Genomic DNA, 23,996 nt, shown 5'->3' with positions numbered 1-23,996 from the left:
TCAGTCGACCGAGACGTCGAGTCCGAGGTCGAGGGACCGGACACTGTGCGTGAGGGCACCGGAGGAGATGACGTCCACTCCGGTCTCCGCGATGGCCCGCACCGTTGACAGCGTCACGTTCCCGCTCGCCTCGACGATGGCGCGGCCGGCGATCAGCGCGACGCCCTCGCGGAGCTCGTCCACGGTGAAGTTGTCGAGCATGATCGTGTCGACGCCCGCCGCGAGTACCGCCTCGATCTGGTCCAGGCGGTCGACCTCGACCTCGATGGTCGTCGTGTGCGGGAGCTCCTCGCGGGCCCGCAGCAGCGCCTCGGTGACCGTCAGCCCGCGCTCGAGGAGGACCGCCAGGTGGTTGTCCTTGACCATGACCGCGTCGGAGAGCGAATGGCGGTGGTTGTGTCCGCCGCCCGATCGCACCGCATGGCGCTCGAAGACGCGCAGGCCCGGGGTCGTCTTCCGGGTGTCGACGATGCGGGCGCGGGTGTCCGACACGGCGTCGACGTAAGCCGCGGTGATGGTCGCGATGCCGCTCATCCGCTGGACGAAGTTCAGGGCGACGCGCTCGGCGGTCAGGACGGCACGCGCCGGACCCGACACCATGGCGATGGTGTCGCCCGCGGCGAACCGTTCGCCGTCGGCGACGAGGAACGCGACCGTGATGCGTGGGTCGGTCAGTCGGAACGCCGCTTCGAACACGGCCGAGCCGCTGAAGACGCCCGCCTCTCGAGCGGCCAGGGAGGCCGAGGCCGTGGCGTCCTCCGGGATGAGGGTCGCCGCCGTGAGGTCACCCCACGGGGCGTCCTCGACGAGGGCCGCGGTGACGGTGGTGTCGATGAGGTGTGGGGTCAGCATGGTGCGAGCACGGTTCCGTTCACGGATGGGTGGGTGGTGGGCTGGGACGCGGCGCCCGAGGTGGCGAGGACGATCGCGATGGGCGACGCCCGATCGGGATCGACACCGGGATGGTCGTCCCTGGCGTGGGCACCGCGCGACTCGGTGCGGGCGAGGGCAGCGGCGACCACGGCCCGGGCGAGCAGCAGGAGGTTGCGGTCCTCGGCGGCCCCGACCGACCGCGGTGCGGTGACGACGTCGTCGAGTTCGGTCGACCACCGGTCCAGGGTCCGGCGCGCGAGCTCGAGACCACGCGCGTCACGGACCAGCCCGGCATCCCGCCACATCACGGCGTGGAGCGCCGACCGGCTGAAAGGCTCGATAGGATCCGCTCGGAGCCCGGGATCGTCATCGGCCGCACGGGGATCCAGGACGACCCGCTGACCGCCGAGCCTCGGGCGACCGGCGATCGGACCCGGTTCCGCATCGATCGCCGCGACGGCGCGGGCCGCGAAGACGGCACCCTCGAGGAGCGAGTTGGAGGCGAGGCGGTTGGCACCATGGACGCCTGTGCGTGCGACCTCGCCCACGGCGAGGAGCCCGGGCAGGGTTGTCCGGCCGTCGAGGTCCGTGGCGATGCCGCCCATCCAATAATGTGCGGCCGGGGCGACGGCGACCGGTGAGCGCGACCAGTCCACGCCGGAGGCTCGGAGATGCTCGTGGATCCCCGGGAAGCGCGCGGCGAGGCGGTCCGCACCGAGCGCGGTGGCGTCGAGCGTCACCGGCGCGCCACCCTGCGCTGCCATGGTCCGCGCGATCCCACGGGCGACCACGTCGCGGGGCGCCAGCTCGGCGTCGGGGTGGAGCGCCCGCATGAAGCGTTCACCGTTCGCGTCCCGGAGGACGGCCCCCTCGCCGCGGACGGCCTCGGAGACGAGGAAACTGCCGGGTGCGGCGAGTGCGGTCGGGTGGAACTGGACGAATTCCACGTCGGCCAGCACCGCCCCGGCACGGAGTGCTGCAGCGGCGCCGTCGCCGGTCGCCACCGCCGGGTTGGTCGTGAACGGGTAGAGCTGTCCGACACCGCCGGTGGCGAGGATCACCTGGTCGGCGTCGACGGTGAACGCACCGCGCTCGGAGGACCGGAGGTGCACACCGGTGACCGTCCCTGCCGTGACCACCAGGTCGACGAGGACGGTGTGCTCCAGCACGGTGACCCGCCGGGCTGCGAGCGTCTCGACGAGCGCCGTCTCGATCGCCGCGCCGGTCGCATCGCCGCCGGCGTGCAGCACCCGGGGGTAGGAGTGGGCCGCTTCGAGGCCCTTCGCGAAGGCGTCGCCGTCGCGGTCGAACGCCACACCGAAGTCGATGAGCTCGCGGATCCGTTCGGGCCCCTCGGTGCAGAGCACCCGCACGGCCTCTTCGTCGCACAGCCCCGCGCCGGCCAGCAGCGTGTCCCGGACGTGGTCCTCGACGCGGTCGTCGTCGAACATGACCCCGGCGATCCCACCCTGGGCATAGCGCGTATTGCTCTGGCCGAGGACGTCCTTGGTGACGACCACCACGTCGTGCCGTTCGCTCGCGTGGATCGCGGCCACGAGACCGGCGATCCCGCTCCCGACCACGAGCACCGTCGCCATGTCAGCCGGCCTGGGTTCCGGTGGCGACCGGCGGCTTCGCGGCGAGCATGCGCTCGAGCGACAGCCGCGCCGGGACGGCCACGTCGTCGGACACGGTGATGCGGTTGAGCACCTCGCCCGCGACGAGTCCCTCGAGCACCCAGGCCAGGTAGCCGGGGTGGATGCGGTACATCGTCGAGCAGGGGCAGATCACATCGTCGAGGCAGAAGATGGTGTGCTGCGGGTACTGCGCGGCGAGGCGCTGCACCATGTTGATCTCGGTGCCGATCGCGAACGTGGTGCCGTCCGGCGCCGCCGCGATGGCCTTCTGGATGTAGTCCGTCGACCCCGCTTCGTCTGCCGCGTCGACGACCGCCATCGGGCACTCGGGGTGCACGATGACCCGGACGCCGGGGTGCTGCGCCCGGGCGCGGTCGATCTGATCGACGGTGAATCGCTTGTGCACCGAGCAGAAGCCGTGCCACAGGATGACCTCGGCCTGCTCGAGGTCGGTCGCCTCGTTACCGCCGAGCGGGCGGTTCGGGTTCCACATCGGCATGTGCTCGAGTGGCACCCCCAGCTTCTTGGCGGTGTTCCGACCCAGGTGCTGATCCGGGAAGAACAGCACCCGCTGTCCCCGCTCGAAGGCCCACCGCAAGACCGTCTCCGCGTTGCTGGACGTGCAGACGATCCCGCCGTGCCGACCGCAGAAGCCCTTGAGCGCCGCCGAGGAGTTCATGTAGGTGACGGGGATGACCGGTACCCGGCCGTCGGCGTCCGGCTCGGTCCCGTAGAGCGCCTCGAGGGCCTCCCACGCCTCCTCGACCTGGTCGATGTCCGCCATGTCGGCCATCGAGCATCCGGCGGCGAGGTTCGGGAGGATCACGGCCTGCTCAGGACCGGACAGCAGGTCGGCGGTCTCGGCCATGAAGTGCACGCCGCAGAACACGATCGCCTCGGCCTCGGTGCGGGCCTTGGCCGCGTTCGCGAGCTGGAAGGAGTCGCCGATGTAGTCGGCGTGCTGGACCACCTCGTCGCGCTGGTAGAAGTGTCCGAGGATCACGACGCGGTCTCCGAGCGTCTGCTTCGCGGCCACGATGCGGCGGTGGAGCTCATCGTTCGAGGCGTCGCGGTAGGCGGCCGGGAGCTGGCCTTGCCGAGGCGAACCGGTCGGGATGACGTCGCCCATCGACGCTCCAGGGCCGTAGCTCGGCGGTTGCAGGTCGAACACCCAGGGCCCGGCCGCGAGTTCGGGCGCGCAGGTCGCGCCGTCGGACGCACCCTCGGTGATCTGCTGGATGGTGTCGTCGACGGATGCGGTGATGGTCATGCTGGCTCCTCGGACTGCTGACGGGTGGTGGTCGGGGTGGACGTCGTGGGCCTGCGGCTCGTCGACCGGCCGGGCGACGGGGTCTCCGGTCGGTTGACGGGCTGGGTCCACCGGTAGAGCCGCGCCGGGCGGTGGCGCCCACCGGTACGGAGTTCGTCGGTCTGCAGGACGAGACCGGAGGACTCGACCTGGCGTCGGAAGTTCGCGGGGTCGAGTTGCTTCTGCAACACCGCCTCGTGCACCTCCCGGAGTTCGGAGAGGGTGAAGGTCTCCCCGAGGAAGGCGTGCGCGATGTGGCTGTACTCCAGCTTGTTGCGGAGCCGCCACAGGGCGTACTCGACGATGTCGCGGTGGTCGAACGCCAACGGGGGGAGTGCGTCGGCCGGGAACCAGCGGACGTTCTGGCCGAGCCGCGTGCGCTTCGCCTCGTCGGACCCGACGAGCGCCCAGTAGACGATCGAGACGACCCGCTCGGCGGGGGAGCGGTCGAGGTCGCCGAACGCGTAGAGCTGCTCCAAGTACCGCGGACGGAGGGAGGTGGTCGTCTCCAGGGTCGACGAGGCCGCGTCCGCGAGGGATTCCGCGGCACCGAGCGGACCACCCGGCAGCGCCCAGAGGCCGTCGTAGGGCTCACGGATGCGCCGGACGAGCGGGAGCCAGATGCCGGGTGCCGGATCGGTCGCGCCGAACCCGTCGTCGGCCCGGAGCGTGAAGATGACGGTCGAGACCGCGAGGCCGACCTGCGGGTCCGTCTGCTCCACGGGAGTCGTGGATCGCTGCATGGGGTCTCCGGGTTCCGGAGCACGGGCGGCACTTCAGGTAGAAATGACCTGTACTCGATACAGGCTTAGTGTACACCTGACTCGAACAAGGTCCTGCGCCGAGGCGACCACTCGCGATATGCTGGCGGCTCAATCGAACATCGGGCCGCGAACACGATGCGGGAGAGCCGGTACGCCGGCACCGAAGGAGCAAGCCTCCCCGCCAATCTCTCAGGTCCTGTACCGCATCGGACTGGCCACTCTGGAAAGCAGCGCACGTTCGTGGTGCGCTCGCCGACGGTGAAAGCAGTGTCCGCAGCAGCGGCACTCGTGAAGCTCTCAGGCCAATGACAGAGGGGGAGTTCCCAACGGGCACCGTCTGGTGTCCGCAGCGCACCACGCGACCCCGGAGAACTCGTGACCGACCTCGAACGAACCAGCCCGCTCCATGCCGTCCACGAAGCCGCCGGCGCGAGTTTCACGGACTTCGCCGGATGGCAGATGCCCGTACGGTACTCGAGCGATCTCGCCGAGCACCACGCCGTCCGCACCGCCGCCGGCATTTTCGACATCTCCCACATGGCCGAGATCCAGGTCGTGGGCGACGACGCAGCCGACTTCCTCGACCAGGCGCTCGCGGGCAAGCTGTCCGCCATCGACCTGCTCCAGGCCAAGTACTCCCTGCTGCTGAACGAGGCCGGCGGCATCGTCGACGACCTCGTCGTCTACCGCAACGGCGAGCACGAGTACCTCGTCGTCGCGAACGCGGGCAACCACGACGCCGTCGTCGCAGCGCTCACCGAGCGCGCCGCGGCATTCGAGCACGTGGTCGTCATGGACCGCAGCGACGAGATCGCGCTCATCGCCGTCCAGGGGCCCGCCTCCCGCGCCATCCTCCAGGCGACCGAGGGGCTCCACATCCTGGACGAGCTGCCCTCCCTCGACGAGGTGAAGTACTACCGCGCGACCGGTGCCTCTTTCGAGAACGGCACGGTCTTCATCGGGCGCACCGGCTACACCGGCGAGGACGGGTTCGAGCTGTACGTCGACGCGGCCGACGCCGTCGAGCTGTGGAACGCCATCGTCGCCGCCGGGACACCGCTCGGGCTGGTCCCCGCCGGCCTCGCCAGTCGCGACACGCTCCGCCTCGAAGCCGGCATGCCGCTCTACGGCCACGAGCTCGGTCCGGACATGCTGCCGGTCCAGGCCGGACTCGGTCGCGTCGTCGCGCTCGGGAAGCACGGCACGTTCGTCGGACGCGACGCCGTCGAGGCAGGCCCGGCGGACGGTGCACCGGTCCTCGTCGCCCTCGTCTCCGAGGGGCGTCGCGCCGGTCGTGCCGGTTACCGCGTCCTCGCCGGCGACACGACGGTCGGCGAGGTGACGAGCGGGGCACTGTCGCCCACCCTCGGGCACCCGATCGCCATGGCCTACGTACACCCCGACCACGCCGAGCCGGGCACCGTGCTCGACATCGACGTCCGCGGCACGCGGATCCCCGCGACCGTCACCACGCTCCCCTTCTATTCGAGAGAGAAGTAACCCATGGCCGACAAGACCACCCTCAAGTACACCGCCGAGCACGAGTGGATCCGCGTCGAGGGCGATCTCGCCGTCATCGGGATCACCGACTACGCCGCCGAGAAGCTCGGTGACGTCGTCTTCGTGGACCTCCCCGCCGTCGGCGCGGCGCTCTCGGCCAGCACCGTGGTCGGCGAGATCGAGTCCACGAAGTCCGTCGGCGAGCTCTTCGCCCCGCTCGACGGCGAGGTCGTCGAGGCCAACGACGCCGTCGTCGACGACCCGTCGCTCGTCAACAGCGACCCGTTCGGTGCCGGCTGGCTCGTCTCCGTCCGGTACGACGCGCTGCCCGACACGCTCCTCAGCTGGGACGACTACGCCGCGCTGGTGGGCGAGTGATGGCGGACCGCTTCGCAGAACGGCATATCGGAACCGACACCGCAGCCCAGGCGACGATGCTCGCCGCCGTCGGATACGACAGCGTCGACGCCCTGCTCGCCGCGGCCGTCCCGTCCGCGATCACTGCCGCCGAACTCGCCTCGTCGAGCATCCCCGACGCCGCGACCGAGCGGGCGGCGCTCGCCGAACTCCGAGAGCTCGCCGGCCGCAACACGGTGAACCGGAGCCTCATCGGTCTCGGCTACTTCGACACGATCACGCCGGCGGTCATCAAGCGGAACGTGCTCGAGAACCCCTCCTGGTACACGGCCTACACGCCGTACCAGCCCGAGATCTCGCAGGGCCGCCTCGAGGCGCTCATCAACTTCCAGACGATGGTCGCCGACCTCACCGGTCTCGACACGGCCAACGCCTCGATGCTCGACGAGAGCACCGCGGTCGTCGAAGGCATGCTCCTCGCGCGCCGGGCCTCGAAGCTCGCCGACGCGACGTTCATCGTCGACGCCGACGCGTACCCGCAGACGAAGGCGCTCCTCCGGAGTCGCGCCGAAGCGGTCGGCATCGACCTCGTCGAACTGCCGTTGTCGACCACCTCGGCCGAGGACCTCCCGGCGGCGTTCGGCGTCTTCGTGCAGTACCCCGGCGCCTCCGGGCTCGTATGGGATCCGTCGGCGGTCCTCGCGGCGGTCAAGGCGGCCGGCGGCGTGTCGGTCGTCGCGGCCGACCTCCTCGCCCTCACGCTCATCTCCTCGCCCGGTTCCCTCGGCGCGGACATCGCGGTCGGGACGAGCCAGCGCTTCGGTGTGCCGATGGGCTTCGGCGGGCCGCATGCAGGGTACCTCGCGGTCCGCAAGGGCCTCGAACGCCAGATGCCCGGTCGCCTCGTCGGCGTCAGCCAGGACGCGGCGGGTCACCCCGCGTACCGGCTCACGCTGCAGACGCGTGAGCAGCACATCCGCCGCGAGAAGGCCACGAGCAACATCTGCACGGCCCAGGTCCTCTTGGCCGTCATGGCCGCGATGTACGCCGTGTACCACGGGCCCGACGGGCTCAAGCGGATCGCACAGTCGGTGCACGCGACCACCGCGAGTGCAGCCCGTCTGCTGGAGTCGGCGGGTGTCGAGGTGCTCACGGAGCACTACTTCGACACCCTGCAGGTGCGGGTCGCCGACAGCGCGGCGGTGGTGGCGGGCGCGCACGACCGCGGCCTCCTGCTGTGGGCCGTCGACGAGACGACCGTCTCGATGAGCTTCGACGAGGTGAGCGCGGTCGAGAGCGTCGTCCCGACGCTCGTCGAGGTGCTCACGACCGCTGGGACCGCCACCGTCGGAGAGCCGTCGGCATACGTCTTCGACGAAGGGTCGTCCGCCTCGGCGTTCGGACCGAGCGCCGTGTCGGAGTACCCGGCCGCGCTCGCCCGCGAGACCGAGTACCTCACGCACCCGGTGTTCAACACGCACCACTCGGAGACCGCCATGATGCGGTACCTCAAGCAGCTGGCCGACCGCGACTACGCGCTCGACCGCGGGATGATCCCGCTCGGTTCGTGCACGATGAAGCTCAACGCCGCCACCGAGATGGAGGCCGTCACCTGGCCCGAGTTCGCCGGGCTGCACCCGTTCGCCCCGCGCGAGGATGTCGCAGGCTCGCTCGAACTCGTCGACCAGCTCGAGACCTGGCTGGCCGAGGTCACCGGTTACGACTCCGTGTCGCTCCAGCCGAACGCCGGCAGCCAGGGTGAGCTCGCCGGTCTCCTCGCCATCCGCGGCTACCACCGCGCGAACGGCGACGAGCAGCGGACGGTCTGCCTCATCCCGTCGAGCGCGCACGGCACGAACGCGGCCTCGGCCGTCCTCGCCGGCATGCGGGTCGTCGTCGTGGCGTGCGACGAGCAGGGCAACGTCGACCTCGACGACCTCCGGGCGAAGATCGAGGCCAACGCCGAGTCCCTCGCCGCGCTCATGATCACCTACCCGTCCACCCACGGCGTGTACGAGCACGAGGTGAAGACGATCACCCAGGCCGTGCACGACGCCGGCGGCCAGGTCTACGTCGACGGTGCGAACCTCAACGCGTTGCTCGGGTACGCGCGGTTCGGGGAGTTCGGCGGCGACGTCTCGCACTTGAACCTGCACAAGACGTTCTGCATCCCGCACGGCGGTGGCGGCCCCGGTGTCGGGCCGGTCGCGGCGAAGGCGCACCTCGCGCCGTTCCTGCCCGGTCACCCGCTGGCGCAGCGCGCCGAGCACCCGCTGCTCGGCGGCGGGACGGTCGTGCACGCCGGCGGTCCGATCTCGGCGGCTCCCTACGGCAGCCCGAGCATCCTGCCGATCTCGTGGGCGTACGTCCGCATGATGGGTTCGGAGGGGCTCCGCGAGGCGACCGGGGCCGCGGTGCTCGCGGCGAACTACATCGCTGCGCGACTGCGCGACCACTATCCCGTCCTGTACACGGGCGACAGCGACCTCGTGGCGCACGAGTGCATCCTCGACCTCCGTCCGCTCAAGGAGGCGACCGGGATCTCCGTCGACGACGTGGCGAAGCGCCTCGTCGACTACGGCTTCCACGCGCCGACGATGTCGTTCCCCGTCGCGGGGACGCTCATGGTCGAGCCGACCGAGAGCGAGGACCTCACGGAGGTCGATCGCTTCGTCGACGCGATGATCGCGATCAAGGCGGAAGCGGACGCCGTCGCGGCGGGCGAGTGGCCTGCCGACGACAACCCGCTCGTCGGGGCGCCGCACACGGCCCAGTCGGTCATCGAGGGGGAGTGGACGCACGCGTATTCGCGCGAGCTCGCCGTCTACCCCGTGCACACGCTCGTGCGCACGAAGTACTGGCCGCCGGTGCGTCGCATCGACCAGGCCTACGGCGACCGCAACCTCGTGTGCGCCTGCCCGCCGCCCGAGGCCTTCGCCTAGCCGGTCCATGAGCACTCCCTCGCCCATTCGTGGGCGAGGGAGTGCTCATTCTCGCCGACAGATCGGCGAACGGGTCGTCAGGACGACTTCGTCGCCGCGAAGATCTCCGGCCACCAGGCCACGGCGAGCGGGAAGCCCGCGAACGAGATGATGTCGATGACCGTGTGTGCCACGACCAACGGCATCACCCGACCCCAGCGCTTGTAGCACCAGCCGAACGCGATCCCCATGGCGACGTTGCCGAAGAAGGGCCCGATGCCCTGGTACAGGTGATAGCTCCCGCGAAGGACGGCGGTCGACAGGATGATCGTCCACCACCCCCACCCGATTTCGCGGAGCCTGGTGTACAGGTAGCCGATGATGATGACCTCCTCCTGGAGGCCGGCGCGGAGTGCGGAGAAGACGAGCATCGGGATCGTCCACCAGTACATGGTGTCGGGGAACGTCGAGACCGCGACCGTGACGCCGAGGGCGCGTCCCAACGCGTACACACCGATGCCCGGGACACCGATCGCGGCGACGAGGAGCAGACCGCGGCCGAGGTCGCGTCCGGGGGAGCGGAGGTCGAGTCCCATCCGCGCGAAGCCGGTGCGTCCGGGCTGCCAGAGCAGGTAGATGACGAGGGCGACCGGCGCGAGCTGGAAGAACAGCCCGAGGAACTGGTAGCTGAAGTCGAGCCACTCCCGGGTGGCCTGCGTGGTGTTGATCGCCGCCGACTGATCGGAGAGCGGTGGCCCCGCGGTGAGCTTCGCGATGAGCGAGATGATCGAGTACACCGCCGACGCCCCGAGGCTCAGCGCGAGCACGATGCCGATCTCCCACCACCGACGGCTGTCTCCGGCGCCCTCGGGGAGGTTTGGTCCCCGCTCGGTGGTGTTCTGCTCGCTCACCGGTCCATTCTGCTGGCTGGTGGCTCCGAGCGCACCGCATAGCATCTGCGCGTCCACTCGGCTGATGCCGGGAGCAAAACGGCTTACGATTCGTATCCAGAAGGTGGATGCGACCGCACGAGTTTTGCGATCACGACCGTTCTCGTGCGTGGCAGGCGGGATCCGTGCACGAAAAAGCACTCCGGAGCAACAATCCGTCGATTGGGTTACCGCTGTGTAACGTTTGGCGTCCCAGTTTGCTCGCCGTCCTGCTTCTGCTTATCGTCAGAGTATTCAAAGAGCGATCCAGCGCACACGATGCGCTGGTTTTGCTTGCCCTTTCCCCAAGGAGGAACTGTGAAGTTCAGTCGGTTCGGCTCTGCCGCCGCCATCATCGCAGCCGGGGCTCTCGTCCTCACCGGATGTTCCGGTGGCGGTTCCAGCAGCGAGAGCACCAGCAGCGCATCATCCATCATCACGACCAACGGCTCCGAGCCGGAGTCGGGCCTCATCCCCAGCGACACCAACGAGGTCGGTGGCGGAAAGATCCTCGACGAGATCTTCGCGGGCCTCGTCTACTACGACGCCAAGGGCAAGCCGGTCAACGACCTGGCTGAGTCGATCGAGACCGACGACTCGATCACCTTCACGATCAAGATCAAGCCGGACCAGAAGTTCACCAACGGTGACCCGGTCGACGCCGAGTCGTTCGTGAACGCTTGGCAGGACGCCGCGCTCCTCTCGAACGCTCGCAAGAACAGCTACTTCTTCGAGGACATCAAGGGCTTCAGCTACGACGCCGACCAGCCCCTCACCGGCCTCAACGTCGTCGACGACACGACCTTCACGGTCGAGCTCAACGAGGCTCGCTCTGACTTCCCGCTGCGCCTCGGATACTCCTCGTTCTACCCGCTGCCCAAGTCGGCGTTCGACGAGGCTGGCAAGGTCACGGCCGAGTTCGGTCAGAACCCGATCGGCAACGGCCCCTACAAGCTCGACGGCGAAAAGGCCTGGAAGCACAATGAGTCCATCGCGCTTGTCACCAACGACGAGTACAACGGTGGCCGCAAGCCGAAGAACGGCGGCGTGACGATCAACTTCTACGCCAGCTTCGACGCGGCGTACGCCGACCTGCTCGGTGGCAACCTCGACGTCCTGGACCAGATCCCCGACTCGGCCATCTCCACCTTCCAGGACGACCTGGGTGACCGCGCTGTGAACCAGCCCGCTGCCGTGTTCCAGTCCTTCACCATCCCGTCCCGCCTCCCGCACTTCAGCGGCGAAGAGGGTCAGCTGCGTCGTCAGGCGATCTCCTACGCGATCAACCGCAAGCAGATCACCGACGTCATCTTCGAGGGCACCCGCACCCCGGCGACCGACTTCACCTCGCCCGTCATCGACGGCTACTCGAAGGACATCCCCGGCAACGAGGTGCTGACCAACGACGACAAGAAGGCCAAGGAACTCTGGGCCGAGGCTGACGCCATCTCCCCGTGGGACGGCTCCTTCCAGATCGCCTACAACGCCGACGGACCGCACCAGGCCTGGGTCGACGCGGTGACGAACAACATCAAGAACACGCTCGGCATCGAGTCCTCCGGTGTTCCGGTCGCCGTCTTCGGTGACTTCCGCGAGAGCATCACGAGCCGTCAGATCCAGACCGCGTTCCGCAGCGGATGGCAGGCCGACTACCCGGGTCTGTACAACTTCCTCGGCCCGCTGTACGCGACCGGCGCTTCCTCCAACGACGGCGACTACTCGAGCCCCGAGTTCGACAAGCTGCTGAGCGAGGGTGCGAGCGAGTCCGACCTGGATGCCGCGAACAAGAAGTTCCAGGAGGCCCAGGAGGTCCTGTTCAAGGACCTGCCCGCCATTCCGCTCTGGTACCAGAACGTGAGCGGTGGTTTCGGCGAAGGCGTCCAGAACGTCGAGTTCGGTTGGAACTCCGTGCCCCTCTACTACGAGATCACCAAGTAATCTTGTAGACGGCACAACTGGGTGGGTCCGGTTCTTCCGGGCCCACCCAGTTTTCACGAGTTCAGGAGTCCCGCTTTGGGCAATTACATCCTCCGCCGTATCCTGCAGGCCATCCCGGTCCTGCTCGGTACGACCTTCCTCATCTACTTCATGGTGTTCGCCCTCCCGGGCGATCCCATCCTCGCGCTCTTCGGTGACCGGACCCCCAGCCCGGCCGTCCTCGAACAGTTGCGCGCGGAGTACAACCTCGACAAGCCGTTCATCGTGCAGTACTTCCTGTACCTCGGCGGCATCCTCACCGGCGACCTCGGTACCTCGTTCTCCGGGCAGCCGGTCTCCGAGATCCTCGCGCAGACCTTCCCGGTCACGCTCCGCCTCGCTGTCCTCGCCGTCTTCTTCGAGATGGTCGCCGGCATCACGATCGGGCTCGTCTCGGGACTCCGCAAGGGCGGTATCTTCGATGCGTCCTTCCTGGTCGTCAGCCTCATCCTCATCTCGCTGCCGGTCTTCGTGGTGGCGTTCATCGCGCAGTTCGTCTTCGGCATCCAACTCGGTTGGTTCAGGGTGACCGTCGGTGCCGGTGCGCCGATACAGGACCTGTTACTTCCGGCGCTCGTACTCGCGACGATCAGCTTCGCGCAGATCACCCGCCTGACCCGCGGCGCCGTGATCGAGACCCAGTCGCTCGACTTCGTGCGCACCGCGGCCTCGAAGGGCCTCAGCCGTCGTCGCATCATCCCGGTGCACATCCTCCGTAACTCGCTGATCCCGGTCGTCACCTACCTGGCCGTCGACTTCGGTGTGCTCATCGTCGGAGCGACGGTCACCGAGGGCATCTTCAACGTGCCCGGTGTCGGTCGCACGCTCTACCAGGCGATCATCCGCGGGGAAGGGCCCACCGTCGTGTCCTTCGTGACCGTGATGGTGCTCGTCTATCTGCTCGTCAACCTGCTGGTCGACCTGCTGTACGCCGTGCTCGACCCGAGGATCCGCTATGTCAAGTCATGATCAGGAACCACAGATGAAGCGTTCATCCACGCACTTCGTCGCCCCGCTGGAGGAGACGCCGCTTGCGGTGATCGATGCTGTCAAGGTCGACGAGAAGCCGAGTAACCTCTGGACCGACGCCTGGGCGTACATGCGCCGTCAGCCGATGTTCTGGATCTCGGCCGTACTCATCGTGCTCGTCGTCGTCGTGTCGCTGTTGCCCGGCCTGTTCTCACACGTCGATCCACGGAGCTGCAATCTCGACAACAGCCTCGGCGATCCGTCGCTCGCACACCCGCTCGGCTTCACGAAGCAGGGCTGCGACATCTACTCGCGGGTCATCTTCGGTGCCAACACCTCGCTCGCGGTCGGGCTCATCGTGACCGCGATCGTCTGCGTGCTCGGCATCAGCTTCGGTGCGTTGTCCGGCTTCTACGGCGGCTGGGTCGACTCGGTGCTCTCGCGCATCGGCGACATCTTCTTCTCGATCCCGTACATCCTCGCCGCGGTCGTCGTCATGTCGGCTCTCGCCGCATATCGCAGTGTCTGGACCATCTCCCTCGCGGTCGGACTGTTCGTCTGGCCGAGCGTCGCGAGAGTGCTTCGTGCTGAGGTCCTGCGAGTGAAGAACGCGGACTACGTGCAGGCCTCCATCGCTCTCGGCGTCTCGCGGTTCCGGATCCTCGTGCGCCACGTCCTGCCGAACTCGATCGCCCCGGTCATCGTCGTGATCACGCTGTCGTTGGCCTCGGCCATCGTCGCAGAAGCCACGCTCTCGTTCCTCGGCGTCGGACTCGGCTCGGAATCGATCTCGTGGGGCGCGGACATCTCGCAGGCCCAGCGCGACCTCCGGACCGCTCCGCAAGTGCTCATCTACCCGTCCATCGCGCTCTCGCTCACCGTGCTCAGCTTCATCATGCTCGGCGAGGTCCTGCGCGATGCACTCGACCCGAAGGCGAGGGCACTCCGTTGAGCAGCCACACCCCATCGGCCGGCGCACGCACCGGGCAGCCGCTCCTCGAGGTCAAGGACCTCGAGGTCGGGTTCCGGACGCAGAGCGGCACCGTCCAGGCCATCCGTAAGACGAGTTTCACCATGATGCCCGGTGAGACGGTCGCGATCGTCGGTGAATCGGGTTCCGGGAAGTCGACGACGGCGCACGCCATCATCAACCTGCTCCCCGGGACCGGCAAGATCACGGGCGGCGAGATCCTCTTCGAGGGTCGTGACCTCTCCAAGCTCTCGCGCAAGGAGATCGAGGACGTCCGCGGACGCCTGATCGGTTTCGTGCCCCAGGACCCGATGTCCAACCTGAACCCGGTGTGGAACATCGGGTTCCAGGTCGAGGAGGCCATCCGTGCCAACGGCATCGCCCAGGGCAAGCAGGCCGTTCGCGCCAAGGCGATCGAGGTCCTCCAGCAGGCCGGTCTGTCCGACGCCGACCGTCGCCTGAAGCAGTTCCCGCACCAGTTCTCCGGCGGCATGCGTCAGCGCGTGCTCATCGGTATCGGTCTGTCCTCGAGCCCGAAGCTGCTCATCGCGGACGAGCCCACCTCGGCGCTCGACGTCACGGTGCAGCGGAAGATCCTCGACCACCTCGAAAGCCTGACCCGCGACAGCGGCACGGCGCTGCTCTTCATCACGCACGATCTCGGCCTCGCCGCCGAGCGCGCTGAGAAGCTCATCGTCATGTACAAGGGGCAGATCGTCGAGGCCGGTCCGTCGGTCGAGATCCTGCAGAACCCGGTGCACCCGTACACCCAGCGTCTTGTCGCTGCGGCGCCGAGCCTCGCATCCCGTCGTATCCAGTCCGCGACCGGGTCGCTGGAGACGCTCGAGCACGAGGCCCCGGCCGGTTCCGAGGGGATCGACCTCATCGTGGCAGCGGAGCACCGTGCCGCCGCGCAGCTCGATCTCGCGAAGGTCGAGCCGGCGATCGTCGTCGACGACTTGGAGAAGGTGTACAAGATCCGTGGACAGAAAGGTCAGGCGAGCGAGCTGAAGGCTGTCGACGGTGTCTCGTTCCAGATCCCGAAGGGCACCACCATGGCGCTCGTCGGCGAGTCCGGTTCGGGCAAGTCCACGGTCGCGAAGCTGCTGCTCCAACTGGAGACTCCGACCTCGGGCAGTATCCGCATCGGTGGCAAGGTGATGGAGGGGCTCGATCGCAAGGGCCTCCTCGCGCTGCGCCGCAAGATGCAGCCGGTCTTCCAGGACCCCTACGGCTCCCTCGACCCGCTACGGAACATCGGGAACACGATCGCTGAACCGCTCGTCACGCACAAGGTGGGCGACAAGGCCTCCCGCCGTGCGCGCGTGCTGGAGCTCCTCGATCAGGTCTCGCTGCCGCAGGCGGTCGCGACCCGGTACCCGAACGAGCTCTCCGGTGGACAGCGTCAGCGCATCGCGATCGCCCGCGCACTCGCGTTGAAGCCGGAGATCGTCGTCCTCGACGAAGCGGTGTCCGCGCTCGACGTCCTCGTCCAGGCGCAGATCCTGCAGTTGCTCGCCGACCTCCAGTCGGAGCTGCAGCTGACGTACCTCTTCATCACCCACGACCTCGCGGTCGTGCGCGTGATCGCCGACAACGTCGCGGTCATGCAGAAAGGGAAGATCGTCGAGGCGTCGACCACGGACGACGTCTTCGAGAACCCGAAGCAGCAGTACACACGCGAACTCCTCGACGCCATCCCCGGCGCCGGGATCGAGCTCGCGCTGTAACCCGCGCAGAACGCCGAAGGGCGGTGCCACGGAGCGATCCGGGGCACCGCCCTTCGGCGTTGCGGGAGGTGTCCGCCGGTCGCTAGACGAGGAGCGCAGAGGCGACGCCCCAGGCGAGGAGTGCCGCCGTGACGCCCAGGGCGACGACGTCCCAGCGAGAGGTGGCGAGGCGGTCGTCCTTCGGGTCGATCCGACCCCAGCGTTCGTGGGCACGGTCGATGAGGTCGACGGCAGTCGGACCCTCGTTTCCGGCACGACCGGGTCGGCGGACGCCTGCAGCGCGGTCCTGATGGTCGACCCCGCTTCGTCCGGCACGTCCGCCGATCAGCGACGGGCGGTCGAGCCCAGCGCTCGGTGCGCCCCAGCTGGTGATCTTCCGCCCGTCCCGCAGGAGCACCGTGAGCTGGTAGCGGCTCGTCGCCTCCTCCATGCGCGACCAGGGGATGTCGTGGATACGCCCGACGTTCACGACCGTCAGCTGCGACGGTTCGATGATGATGCACGGACGGACGAGGACGAGGTAGACCAGCCACACGACGAGGACCTCCCACGGGAGCGCCTGGACCGCGAAGCCCCAGGCTCCACGGCTCACGGCGTCGATGATGAAGAAGACCATGAGGATGGCGGTGACCCCGAGGATCCAGAAGCCGCTCGTGCTCCGCAGGGTGGTCCGATTGCCGGCGTTCGTCGCTTCGTTCACGTCCACCATCCTTCCAGGCCGCCGACCCTCGGGCGCCGCTCGGCTCGATCAGGCGGTGACGAGCCGGTCGCTCTCCGCATGGTGGCACGCGACGAGCCGTCCGTCGACCGGGCGCTCTCGTGGATCGTCGCGTTCGCAGACCGCCTGCTTGTCGGCCGGCAGCAGCTGGAACAACGGGCACCGGCTCCGGAAACTGCAGCCGACCCGGTCGTCGCTGGGGGAGGGGAGGTCGCCGTTCAGCAGGATGCGCCGCCGACTGCGTTCGATCTCGGGGTCCGGGACCGGCACCGCGGACAGGAGCGCCTGCGTGTACGGGTGCTTCGGGTCGTCGAAGATCGTGGCGCTCGGTCCATACTCGACGATGCGTCCGAGGTACATGACCGCCACGTCGTCGGCGATGTGGCGGACGACGGCGAGGTCGTGGGCGACGAAGAGGTACGAGAGTCCGAGCCGCTGCTTGAGGTCTTCGAGCAGATTGATGACGCCGGCCTGGACGGAGACGTCGAGCGCGGAGACCGGCTCGTCGAGCACGAGGATCTTCGGTTCGACGACGAGCGCCCGAGCGATGCCGATGCGCTGTCGCTGTCCACCCGAGAACTCGTGCGGGTATCGGCCGGCGAAGGACGGCTCCAAGCCGACGAGTTCGAGCATGGCCCCGACGCGGGAGCGGATCTCGGCGGGGGAGACCCCGTGGACGGTCAACGGTTCACCGATGATGTCCTCGATCGTCATGCGCGGATCGAGTGAGGCCATCGGGTCCTGGAACACCACCTGGATGTCGCTGCGCAGCTTCCGGCGGTCGGGCTTCGACAGCGTCGCGGTGTCGACCCCGTTCACGTGGATGCTGCCGCCCTGCGTCCTGGCGAGTTCGAGGATCTCCATGATCGTCGTCGTCTTCCCGCACCCGGACTCGCCGACCAGGCCGAGGGTGCGCCCGCGCTGGACACTGAACGAGACCCCGTCGACCGCGCGGACCGTGCCGATGTTGCGACGGAACACGACGCCCTTCGTGAGCGGGAAGGCGCGGGTCAGGTCACGGACGTCGAGGACGGTCTCCGGGGCGACCTCCGCGACGAGCTCCTCCGGCACCTCGTCCGGCCGAGGGAAGATCTCCGGGCGGCGCAGCGATCCGTCGGCGATCTCGCCGGCGCGGATGCACGCGGCGGTGTGATCGACCGAGGTCGTCGGGTCCTCGACGGGCCCGTCGAGGACGGGGAGCAACGCCGGTTCGCCCTCGAGGCACGCGGCCACGGCGATCGGGCAGCGCGGGGCGAAGGGGCAGCCGGTCGGCACGGTCGTCAACAGCGGTGGGCGTCCTTCGAGCGGGACGAGTCGCTCTTGCTGGTTCGCCGCCATGTTCGGCATGGAGCGCAACAGACCGATCGTGTACGGCATGAGCGGTTCGCGGAACAGCGGGACCACGGGCGCCGTCTCGACGATCCGGCCCGCGTACATCACGGCCACCCGGTCGGCGTTGCCGGCGACGACACCGAGGTCGTGCGTGATGAGCACCACGGCGGCGCCGGTGATGTCCTTCGCCTTCTGGAGCACCTCGAGGATCTGCGCCTGGATGGTGACGTCGAGTGCGGTGGTCGGCTCGTCGGCGATGATCAGCTGCGGGTCGTTGGCGATGGCGATCGCGATCATGGCCCGCTGACGCATGCCACCGGAGAACTCGTGCGGGAACGACTTCGCACGCCGCTCCGCGTTCGGAATGCCGACGATCTTCAAGAGTTCGACGGCCCGGGTCTCTGCTGCGCGCTGCGAGAGCGCGGAGTCGTGGAGGCGGAGGCCTTCGGCGATCTGCTGACCGATCGTGTAGACGGGCGTGAGCGCCGAGAGCGGATCCTGGAAGATCATGGCGATGTCCCGCCCGCGGATCTTCGACAGCTCCTTATCCGATTGGCCGAGCAGCTCGACGCCGTCGTAGCGGATGCTGCCGCTCACCTGCGCGTTGGTGGGGAGCAGCCCCATGACGGCCATCGAGGAGACGCTCTTGCCGGAGCCCGACTCGCCGACGATGCCGAGGAACTCTCCACGCCGCACCTCGTAGGAGACACCGCGGACGGCATGCACGGGCGTGCCGGCGTTGGGGAAGGTGACGGTGAGGTCGTCGACCTTGAGGAGCGGCGCGGTCGCCTGGGGGTCAGTCACGGTTGGCTCCTGAGGTCGGGTCGATGGCGTCGCGCAGGGCGTCGCCGAGGAGGCTGGAGGCGAGCACGGTGATGACGAGGATCGCTGCGGGGAAGACGAACAGCCAGGGCCGAGTCACGGCCGCACTCGCACCGGCGGCGAGCAGGGTGCCGAGCGAGACGTCGGGCGCCTGCACGCCGAAGCCGAAGAAGCTCAGGGTCGTCTCCGACAGGATCGCCGCGCCGATGCCGAGCGTCGCGTCGATGATGAGGAGGCTCGCGACGTTCGGGATGATGTGGCGACGGATGATCGTGAACCCGGGGACGCCCATGAACCGGGCCGCCTTGACGTACTCGCGTTCGCGGAGCGACATCGTCTGCCCACGGATGACGCGCGCGAGCACCATCCAGCCGAACAGGACGAGGAAGACGACGAGGGCGAGCCAGGACAGCGACTTGAACGCCGGGCTCAGGAGCACGAGGAGGAAGAAGCCGGGGATGACGAGGAGGAGGTCGATGAGCCACACGATCGCCTTGTCCCAGACGCCTCCGACGTAGCCGGCGATGGCCCCGACGAGTCCGGCGATGATCGCAGCGCCCGGGCCGACGATCAGACCGATGACGATGGACTTCTGCAGCCCGACGAGCGTCTGTGCGTACACGTCCTGGCCGATGTTGTTGGTACCGAACCAGTGGTCGAGCGAGGGCGGCTGGCTGAAGGCGAGGCCGTCCTGGTCGGTGAACGACCAGGGGGAGAGCAGCGGGCCGATGAACGCCCAGAGGATGATGAAGAGGAGGACACCGCCACCGATGCGGGCGCGCTTCGTGGCGAGCACCTTCCGCAGGATCGTGCGCCCGCGGGACTGCGGACGCTTGGGGGCGTCCGCCATCTTCTCCGGGTCGCCGACGGTGAGGGTCGAGGGGTCGGTCAGTGCCATGTCGTTACACCCGCACTCTCGGGTCGAGCGCCGCATAGATCACGTCGGAGAGCGTTCCGGCGATCAGGACGAGGATGGAGGTGAACAGGATGGTCCCAGCGGCGGCGTTGATGTCCGAGTTCGAGACGCTCGTGAGGAGGTACTCGCCCATGCCGTGCCAGCTGAAGACGTTCTCCGTCACACTCGCGCCGGTGAGGATGAGCCCGAAGGAGTAGGCGAAGAACGTCGACATCGGGATGAGCGCGACGCGGACACCGTGCCGGATGATCGCGGAACCGCGGGTCCGGCCCTTCGAGCGCGCGGTCCGGATGTAGTCGGCGCTCATCACGTCGAGCATGGCGCTGCGCTGGTACCGCGAGTACGAGGCGACGGCGCCGACGGTGAGGGTGATCGTGGGCAACAGCAGATGCATCGCCCGGTCGCCGAACTGTGTCCAGAACCCGCCCTGGAGGCCGGCGGTGTACTCGCCGGTGAAGTTGATGACGTTCGTGCCGACCGCCTGGTTGAGGGACGTCGCGAGGATCATGAGCACGACGCCGATGACGAAGACGGGCATCGCGAGGATCGTGAACGAGGCGTAGGTGATGATCTGGTCACTGGCCCGGTATTGGCGGACCGCGCCCCACACGCCGAGGGCGACGCCGATGACCGCGCCGAGGATGGTGCCGATGACGAGGAGGCGGAGGCTCGTGCCCGAGCGCTCGAAGATGTCGGCGGTGACCTGGGTGCCGCGCGTGCTGATCCCGAGGGAGCCGGTGGTCACCAGTTGCGTGACCCAGTCCCAGAGGCGTTCGAGCAGCGGGACCTTCGGGTTCACGCCCATCTTGTCCAGCGCCGCATCGATGGACGCCTGGGGGATGGGCGGGTTCTTCCCGAGGAACCGGGCCGACGGCTGGAGCGTCATGCTCACGAGCACGTAGCCCAGCATGGTGGCGATCGCGGAGAGGAACAGGTAGTTGACCAACCGCCGTGCAATGAACCCGATCATGTACCAGCCTTGCGAAGTCGTTGTGCGGGACCGCGTCGTCCCGTCAGCTGTGCTCCCCTCGTGGGGGTGGAGACACTGTAACCCCCAAGTGTCTGGAATCAGAAAACGACGCGTGTTCTCAGGAAACGAAACGTATGTTTCCGGCACGTGTTGCCGATAAATCGAAACGGTAACAATTCATCCCCACTTGTGGGGGATCCCCGGAGCGGGTGCAAGATGGTCCACATTGGCCTGCGCGCCTTCCGCTCCGCATCGGTGCGGCCTTGCGCAGTTACACGTCACGAAAGGTGGATCTCGATGAGTTCCAGAACACAGGGATCGAAGCGGCGCGGCGGGATGATCCTCGCCGGCGTCTCGATCGTCGCCCTCGCATTGACGGCTTGCACCGGAGGCGGTTCAGGCGGTGGCGGCTCGACGTCGAAGCCCGCCGAGCTGTCCGGCACCGGCTGGGAGCGCGCCGACGCCGACCAGATCGCCCAGGGCGGTTCGCTCAACCTCGCCGTCGACGCGATCCCCGCGAACTGGAACCTCTACAACCTCGACAGTGGCACCGTCGACGACCAGTTCCTCAGCAACCTGTACACACCGTCGTTCATCAACATCAAGGAGGACGGCACCTGGGAGGCGAACCCCGACTTCGCGACCTCCGTCGAGCTGAAGACCGAGGACCCGCAGGTCGTCGAGATCAAGATCAACCCGGACGCCGTCTGGTCGGACGGCACCGCCATGAGCGTCGACGATTTCGCCGCGACCTGGAAGTCGCTGAACGGCGTCGACCCCGCCTACGCGCCTACCGCCACGAACGTGTGGAAGGACATCGAGTCCGTCACCGCCGGCGACAGCCCGCAGGACGTCCTCATCACGTTCAAGAACAAGAACGCGGACTGGCCGTCGATCCTCGGCAACATCTGGCCGAAGTGGCTCGGCGCGACGCCGGAGTCCTTCAACACCCTCTGGGCGACCGGACCCTATGCGGCCGACGGCACGACCTACGTCTCCGGCGGTCCGTACATCGTCAGCAAGATCGACCAGACCGGCGCGGTCGTGACCTTCGAGCCCAACCCGAAGTGGTGGGGCGACAAGCCGAAGCTCGACAACATCATCTTCAAGCAGGTGTCCCGCTCGGGTCTCGCGCAGGCGTTCTCGAACAGTGAGATCGACGTCTTCAGCATCGGCTCGAACGCCGACAACTACGAGACGGCCAAGAAGCGCAGTGACGCCGAGATCCAGCGTTCGCGTGGAACGACGTACAACCACATCACCCTGAACGGCACGTCCGAGGTCCTGAGCGACCCCGAGGTCCGCCAGGCGTTCGCCAAGTCGATCAACCGTCAGACCATCGCCGAGGCCCGCCTCGCAGCGATCGACGCACCGACCGACCTGCTGAACAACCTCATCTTCCTTCCCGGCCAGGACGGCTACGAGGACGACGCCTCCAAGGTGCTCGGCTACGACATCGACGCCGCCAAGAAGCAGCTCGACGACGCCGGTTGGAAGGAAGGCAGCGGTGGCATCCGCGAGAAGGACGGCAAGAAGCTGACCGTCCGCTACGTCATCGACTCCGACAACCCGGTCTCGGCCGAGACCTCGCAGCAGGTCCAGGCCATGGTGAAGGAGTCCGGCTTCGACCTCCAGATCGACACCGTCCCGTCCGACGACTTCTTCACGAAGTACGTCACCACCGAGACCCGCGACTTCGACGCCGTGAGCTTCGCGTGGCAGGGCACCGCGTTCCCGATCTCGAGCACCGAGTCGATCTTCTACCCGGCCGACTCCGGGCAGAACTTCCCTGGCGTCACCGACGATTCGCTCGGCGAGCTCTGGGCGAGCGCCAACGCGGAGCTCGACCCCGACAAGCGCCTCGAGATCGCGAAGGAGATCGACAAGAAGATCGTCGCCCTCGCGACCACGCTGCCGCTGTTCCCGGTGCCGTACACCTACGGCGTCAAGACCGGCCTCGTGAACTACGGGCCGACCCAGTTCGAGACCATCGACTGGAAGAACGTGGGCTGGAAGAAGTAAGCATCAGCACGCGTTCGATCTGAACGCAGCCTCGACGGGCATCGGCGGGAAACCGCCGGTGCCCGTCGCCGTTCAGCCCCCGGCCAGAACTCCTGCGGTATGATGGTCCGTCGGCACCATCGTGCCCGAATCCCATCCACTTGAAGGAAGCCACCCTTTTATGGCGCTCGCCACTCGTTCCGATCTGCGCAATGTCGCGATCGTGGCCCACGTTGACCACGGCAAGACGACCCTCGTCGACGCCATGCTGCGACAGACCAACTCTTTCGCCGAACACGCCCACCTCGAAGAACGCGCCATGGACTCGAATGAGCTCGAGCGCGAAAAGGGCATCACCATCCTCGCCAAGAACACGGCGATCTCGTACAAGGGCGAACACGCCACCGACGGCCCGATCACGATCAACGTCATCGACACCCCGGGTCACGCCGACTTCGGTGGAGAGGTCGAGCGCGGCCTGTCCATGGTCGACGGCGTCGTCCTCCTCGTCGACGCGTCCGAGGGCCCCCTCCCGCAGACCCGCTTCGTGCTCCGCAAGGCGCTCGAGGCCAAGCTGCCCGTCATCCTCCTGGTCAACAAGACCGACCGTCCCGATGCGCGCATCGACGAGGTCGTCGTCGAGAGCCAGGACCTCCTCATCGGACTCGCCAGCGACATGGCCGACGACGTCCCCGACCTCGACCTCGACGCCATCCTCGACGTCCCGGTCGTGTACGCCTCGGGTAAGGCCGGCCGTGCGTCGTCCACCAAGCCCGCCAACGGCGAGCTGCCCGACAGCGAGAACCTCGAGCCACTCTTCGAGGCCATCCTCGAGCACATCCCGGCTCCGCAGTACGACGACGAGCACCCGCTCCAGGCGCATGTCACGAACCTCGACGCCTCGCCGTTCCTCGGTCGCCTCGCGCTCCTGCGCATCTTCAACGGCACGTTGAAGAAGGGCCAGACGGTCGCCTGGGTCCGCCACGACGGCGACGTCCACAACGTCCGCGTCACCGAGCTCATGATCACGAAGGCGCTCGACCGCTACCCGGCCGAGAGCGCCGGCCCCGGCGACATCGTCGCCGTCGCCGGTTTCGCCGACATCATGATCGGCGACACCCTGGCCGACCCCGAGGACGTCCGCGCGCTGCCGGCCATCACGGTCGACGACCCGGCCATCTCGATGACGATCGGTACCAACACCTCGCCGCTCATGGGCAAGGTCAAGGGCCACAAGCTCACCGCACGCATGGTCAAGGACCGTCTCGACCGCGAGCTCATCGGTAACGTCTCACTCAAGG

The 23,996-nt window shown here is 67.9% G+C and carries 18 protein-coding genes and 1 riboswitch; of the genes, 9 read left to right on the top strand and 9 right to left on the bottom strand.

Annotated elements, in window-relative coordinates; genetic code table 11:
• From nadC to RWN05_RS05300, 4 genes are read right to left on the bottom strand one after another with little or no spacing between them, the layout of a single operon-like run.
• Positions 1-852 (bottom strand): carboxylating nicotinate-nucleotide diphosphorylase, encoded by an 852-nt coding sequence (nadC, locus tag RWN05_RS05315; RefSeq protein WP_079002077.1) that lies wholly within the window; start codon positions 850-852, stop codon positions 1-3.
• Positions 846-2,471: an L-aspartate oxidase gene (gene nadB, locus RWN05_RS05310; protein WP_314138832.1), complete on the bottom strand. Its 1,626-nt coding sequence runs from the start codon at positions 2,469-2,471 to the stop codon at positions 846-848. Before nadB ends, nadC begins: the two co-directional genes overlap by 7 nt.
• Before the next feature lies 1 nt (position 2,472).
• The gene (nadA, locus tag RWN05_RS05305; RefSeq protein WP_079002081.1) at positions 2,473-3,780 is read right to left on the bottom strand and encodes a quinolinate synthase NadA; all 1,308 of its coding nucleotides are present in this window, start codon (positions 3,778-3,780) and stop codon (positions 2,473-2,475) included.
• Positions 3,777-4,562 (bottom strand): NrtR DNA-binding winged helix domain-containing protein, encoded by a 786-nt coding sequence (locus tag RWN05_RS05300; protein WP_079002083.1) that lies wholly within the window; start codon positions 4,560-4,562, stop codon positions 3,777-3,779. Before RWN05_RS05300 ends, nadA begins: the two co-directional genes overlap by 4 nt.
• 149 nt (positions 4,563-4,711) lie before the next feature.
• Positions 4,712-4,797, top strand: a riboswitch (glycine riboswitch).
• Positions 4,798-4,958: 161 nt separating this feature from the next.
• Between RWN05_RS05300 and gcvT the strand changes: the two genes are divergently transcribed.
• Genes gcvT through gcvP form a run of 3 tightly spaced genes read left to right on the top strand, consistent with a single transcriptional unit; the run spans position 4,959 to position 9,382 of the window.
• Positions 4,959-6,083, top strand: coding sequence for a glycine cleavage system aminomethyltransferase GcvT (gene gcvT / locus RWN05_RS05295; RefSeq protein ID WP_314138828.1), 1,125 nt, complete (start codon positions 4,959-4,961; stop codon positions 6,081-6,083).
• 3 nt (positions 6,084-6,086) lie between these two features.
• Positions 6,087-6,461: a glycine cleavage system protein GcvH gene (gcvH, locus tag RWN05_RS05290; RefSeq protein ID WP_064296422.1), complete on the top strand. Its 375-nt coding sequence runs from the start codon at positions 6,087-6,089 to the stop codon at positions 6,459-6,461.
• On the top strand, positions 6,461-9,382 hold the full coding sequence (gene gcvP, locus RWN05_RS05285; protein ID WP_079002087.1) for an aminomethyl-transferring glycine dehydrogenase: 2,922 nt from the start codon (positions 6,461-6,463) through the stop codon (positions 9,380-9,382). Before gcvH ends, gcvP begins: the two co-directional genes overlap by 1 nt.
• A gap of 77 nt (positions 9,383-9,459) precedes the next feature.
• Here the strand turns inward: gcvP and RWN05_RS05280 are convergent, their stop codons facing one another.
• Positions 9,460-10,272, bottom strand: a complete 813-nt coding sequence (locus RWN05_RS05280) for a CPBP family intramembrane glutamic endopeptidase (protein WP_240555712.1) — start codon at positions 10,270-10,272, stop codon at positions 9,460-9,462.
• Positions 10,273-10,608: 336 nt separating this feature from the next.
• On the opposite strand from RWN05_RS05280, the gene RWN05_RS05275 reads away from it, so the two are divergent.
• The 4 genes from RWN05_RS05275 to RWN05_RS05260 all read left to right on the top strand — a co-directional run bounded on the left by RWN05_RS05275 (position 10,609) and on the right by RWN05_RS05260 (position 15,936).
• Complete coding sequence (locus RWN05_RS05275; protein ID WP_240555714.1) at positions 10,609-12,228, top strand: ABC transporter substrate-binding protein; 1,620 nt, start codon at positions 10,609-10,611, stop codon at positions 12,226-12,228.
• Between the two features lie 75 nt (positions 12,229-12,303).
• Entirely contained in the window at positions 12,304-13,236 is a 933-nt protein-coding gene (locus tag RWN05_RS05270) for an ABC transporter permease (protein WP_153303412.1), read from the top strand.
• 13 nt (positions 13,237-13,249) lie between these two features.
• Positions 13,250-14,188, top strand: a complete 939-nt coding sequence (locus RWN05_RS05265) for an ABC transporter permease (RefSeq protein ID WP_079002091.1) — start codon at positions 13,250-13,252, stop codon at positions 14,186-14,188.
• Positions 14,185-15,936 carry an ABC transporter ATP-binding protein gene (locus tag RWN05_RS05260; RefSeq protein WP_079002093.1) on the top strand — a complete coding sequence of 584 codons (1,752 nt, stop codon included), beginning with the start codon at positions 14,185-14,187 and terminating at the stop codon, positions 15,934-15,936. The genes RWN05_RS05265 and RWN05_RS05260 overlap by 4 nt, the downstream gene beginning before the upstream one ends.
• 82 nt (positions 15,937-16,018) lie before the next feature.
• On the opposite strand, the gene RWN05_RS05255 is transcribed toward RWN05_RS05260, so the two are convergent.
• From RWN05_RS05255 to RWN05_RS05240, 4 genes are read right to left on the bottom strand one after another with little or no spacing between them, the layout of a single operon-like run.
• A complete protein-coding gene (locus RWN05_RS05255) occupies positions 16,019-16,636 on the bottom strand; it encodes a hypothetical protein (RefSeq protein ID WP_153303413.1) in 618 nt (205 codons plus the stop codon).
• Positions 16,637-16,684: 48 nt separating this feature from the next.
• Complete coding sequence (locus tag RWN05_RS05250) at positions 16,685-18,790, bottom strand: ABC transporter ATP-binding protein (RefSeq protein WP_079002097.1); 2,106 nt, start codon at positions 18,788-18,790, stop codon at positions 16,685-16,687.
• Positions 18,783-19,706, bottom strand: coding sequence for an ABC transporter permease (locus RWN05_RS05245; protein WP_079002099.1), 924 nt, complete (start codon positions 19,704-19,706; stop codon positions 18,783-18,785). Before RWN05_RS05245 ends, RWN05_RS05250 begins: the two co-directional genes overlap by 8 nt.
• Before the next feature lie 4 nt (positions 19,707-19,710).
• Positions 19,711-20,694 carry an ABC transporter permease gene (locus RWN05_RS05240; protein ID WP_064296413.1) on the bottom strand — a complete coding sequence of 328 codons (984 nt, stop codon included), beginning with the start codon at positions 20,692-20,694 and terminating at the stop codon, positions 19,711-19,713.
• 297 nt (positions 20,695-20,991) lie between these two features.
• Between RWN05_RS05240 and RWN05_RS05235 the strand changes: the two genes are divergently transcribed.
• Positions 20,992-22,716, top strand: a complete 1,725-nt coding sequence (locus tag RWN05_RS05235; RefSeq protein WP_158596550.1) for an ABC transporter family substrate-binding protein — start codon at positions 20,992-20,994, stop codon at positions 22,714-22,716.
• A gap of 160 nt (positions 22,717-22,876) precedes the next feature.
• Positions 22,877-23,996, top strand: a 1,120-nt coding sequence (locus RWN05_RS05230) for a GTP-binding protein (RefSeq protein ID WP_314138822.1), incomplete at its 3' end; no start/stop codon positions are given.

The sequence above is a fragment of the uncultured Plantibacter sp. genome (assembly GCF_963518075.1).
Classification (GTDB): domain Bacteria; phylum Actinomycetota; class Actinomycetes; order Actinomycetales; family Microbacteriaceae; genus Plantibacter; species Plantibacter flavus_A.
The sequence above is the reverse complement of the archived record's forward strand: the minus strand, read 5'-3'. Positions and strand labels throughout refer to the sequence as shown.

Coding starts and splice junctions, on each gene's coding strand:
- RWN05_RS05265 (WP_079002091.1), top strand. CDS start 13,250: ATGAAGCGTTCATCCACGCACTTCGTCGCCCCGCTGGAGGAGACGCCG.
- RWN05_RS05300 (WP_079002083.1), bottom strand. CDS start 4,562: ATGCAGCGATCCACGACTCCCGTGGAGCAGACGGACCCGCAGGTCGGC.
- gcvP (WP_079002087.1), top strand. CDS start 6,461: ATGGCGGACCGCTTCGCAGAACGGCATATCGGAACCGACACCGCAGCC.
- nadC (WP_079002077.1), bottom strand. CDS start 852: ATGCTGACCCCACACCTCATCGACACCACCGTCACCGCGGCCCTCGTC.
- RWN05_RS05240 (WP_064296413.1), bottom strand. CDS start 20,694: ATGATCGGGTTCATTGCACGGCGGTTGGTCAACTACCTGTTCCTCTCC.
- gcvH (WP_064296422.1), top strand. CDS start 6,087: ATGGCCGACAAGACCACCCTCAAGTACACCGCCGAGCACGAGTGGATC.
- RWN05_RS05245 (WP_079002099.1), bottom strand. CDS start 19,706: ATGGCACTGACCGACCCCTCGACCCTCACCGTCGGCGACCCGGAGAAG.
- RWN05_RS05235 (WP_158596550.1), top strand. CDS start 20,992: ATGAGTTCCAGAACACAGGGATCGAAGCGGCGCGGCGGGATGATCCTC.
- nadB (WP_314138832.1), bottom strand. CDS start 2,471: ATGGCGACGGTGCTCGTGGTCGGGAGCGGGATCGCCGGTCTCGTGGCC.
- nadA (WP_079002081.1), bottom strand. CDS start 3,780: ATGACCATCACCGCATCCGTCGACGACACCATCCAGCAGATCACCGAG.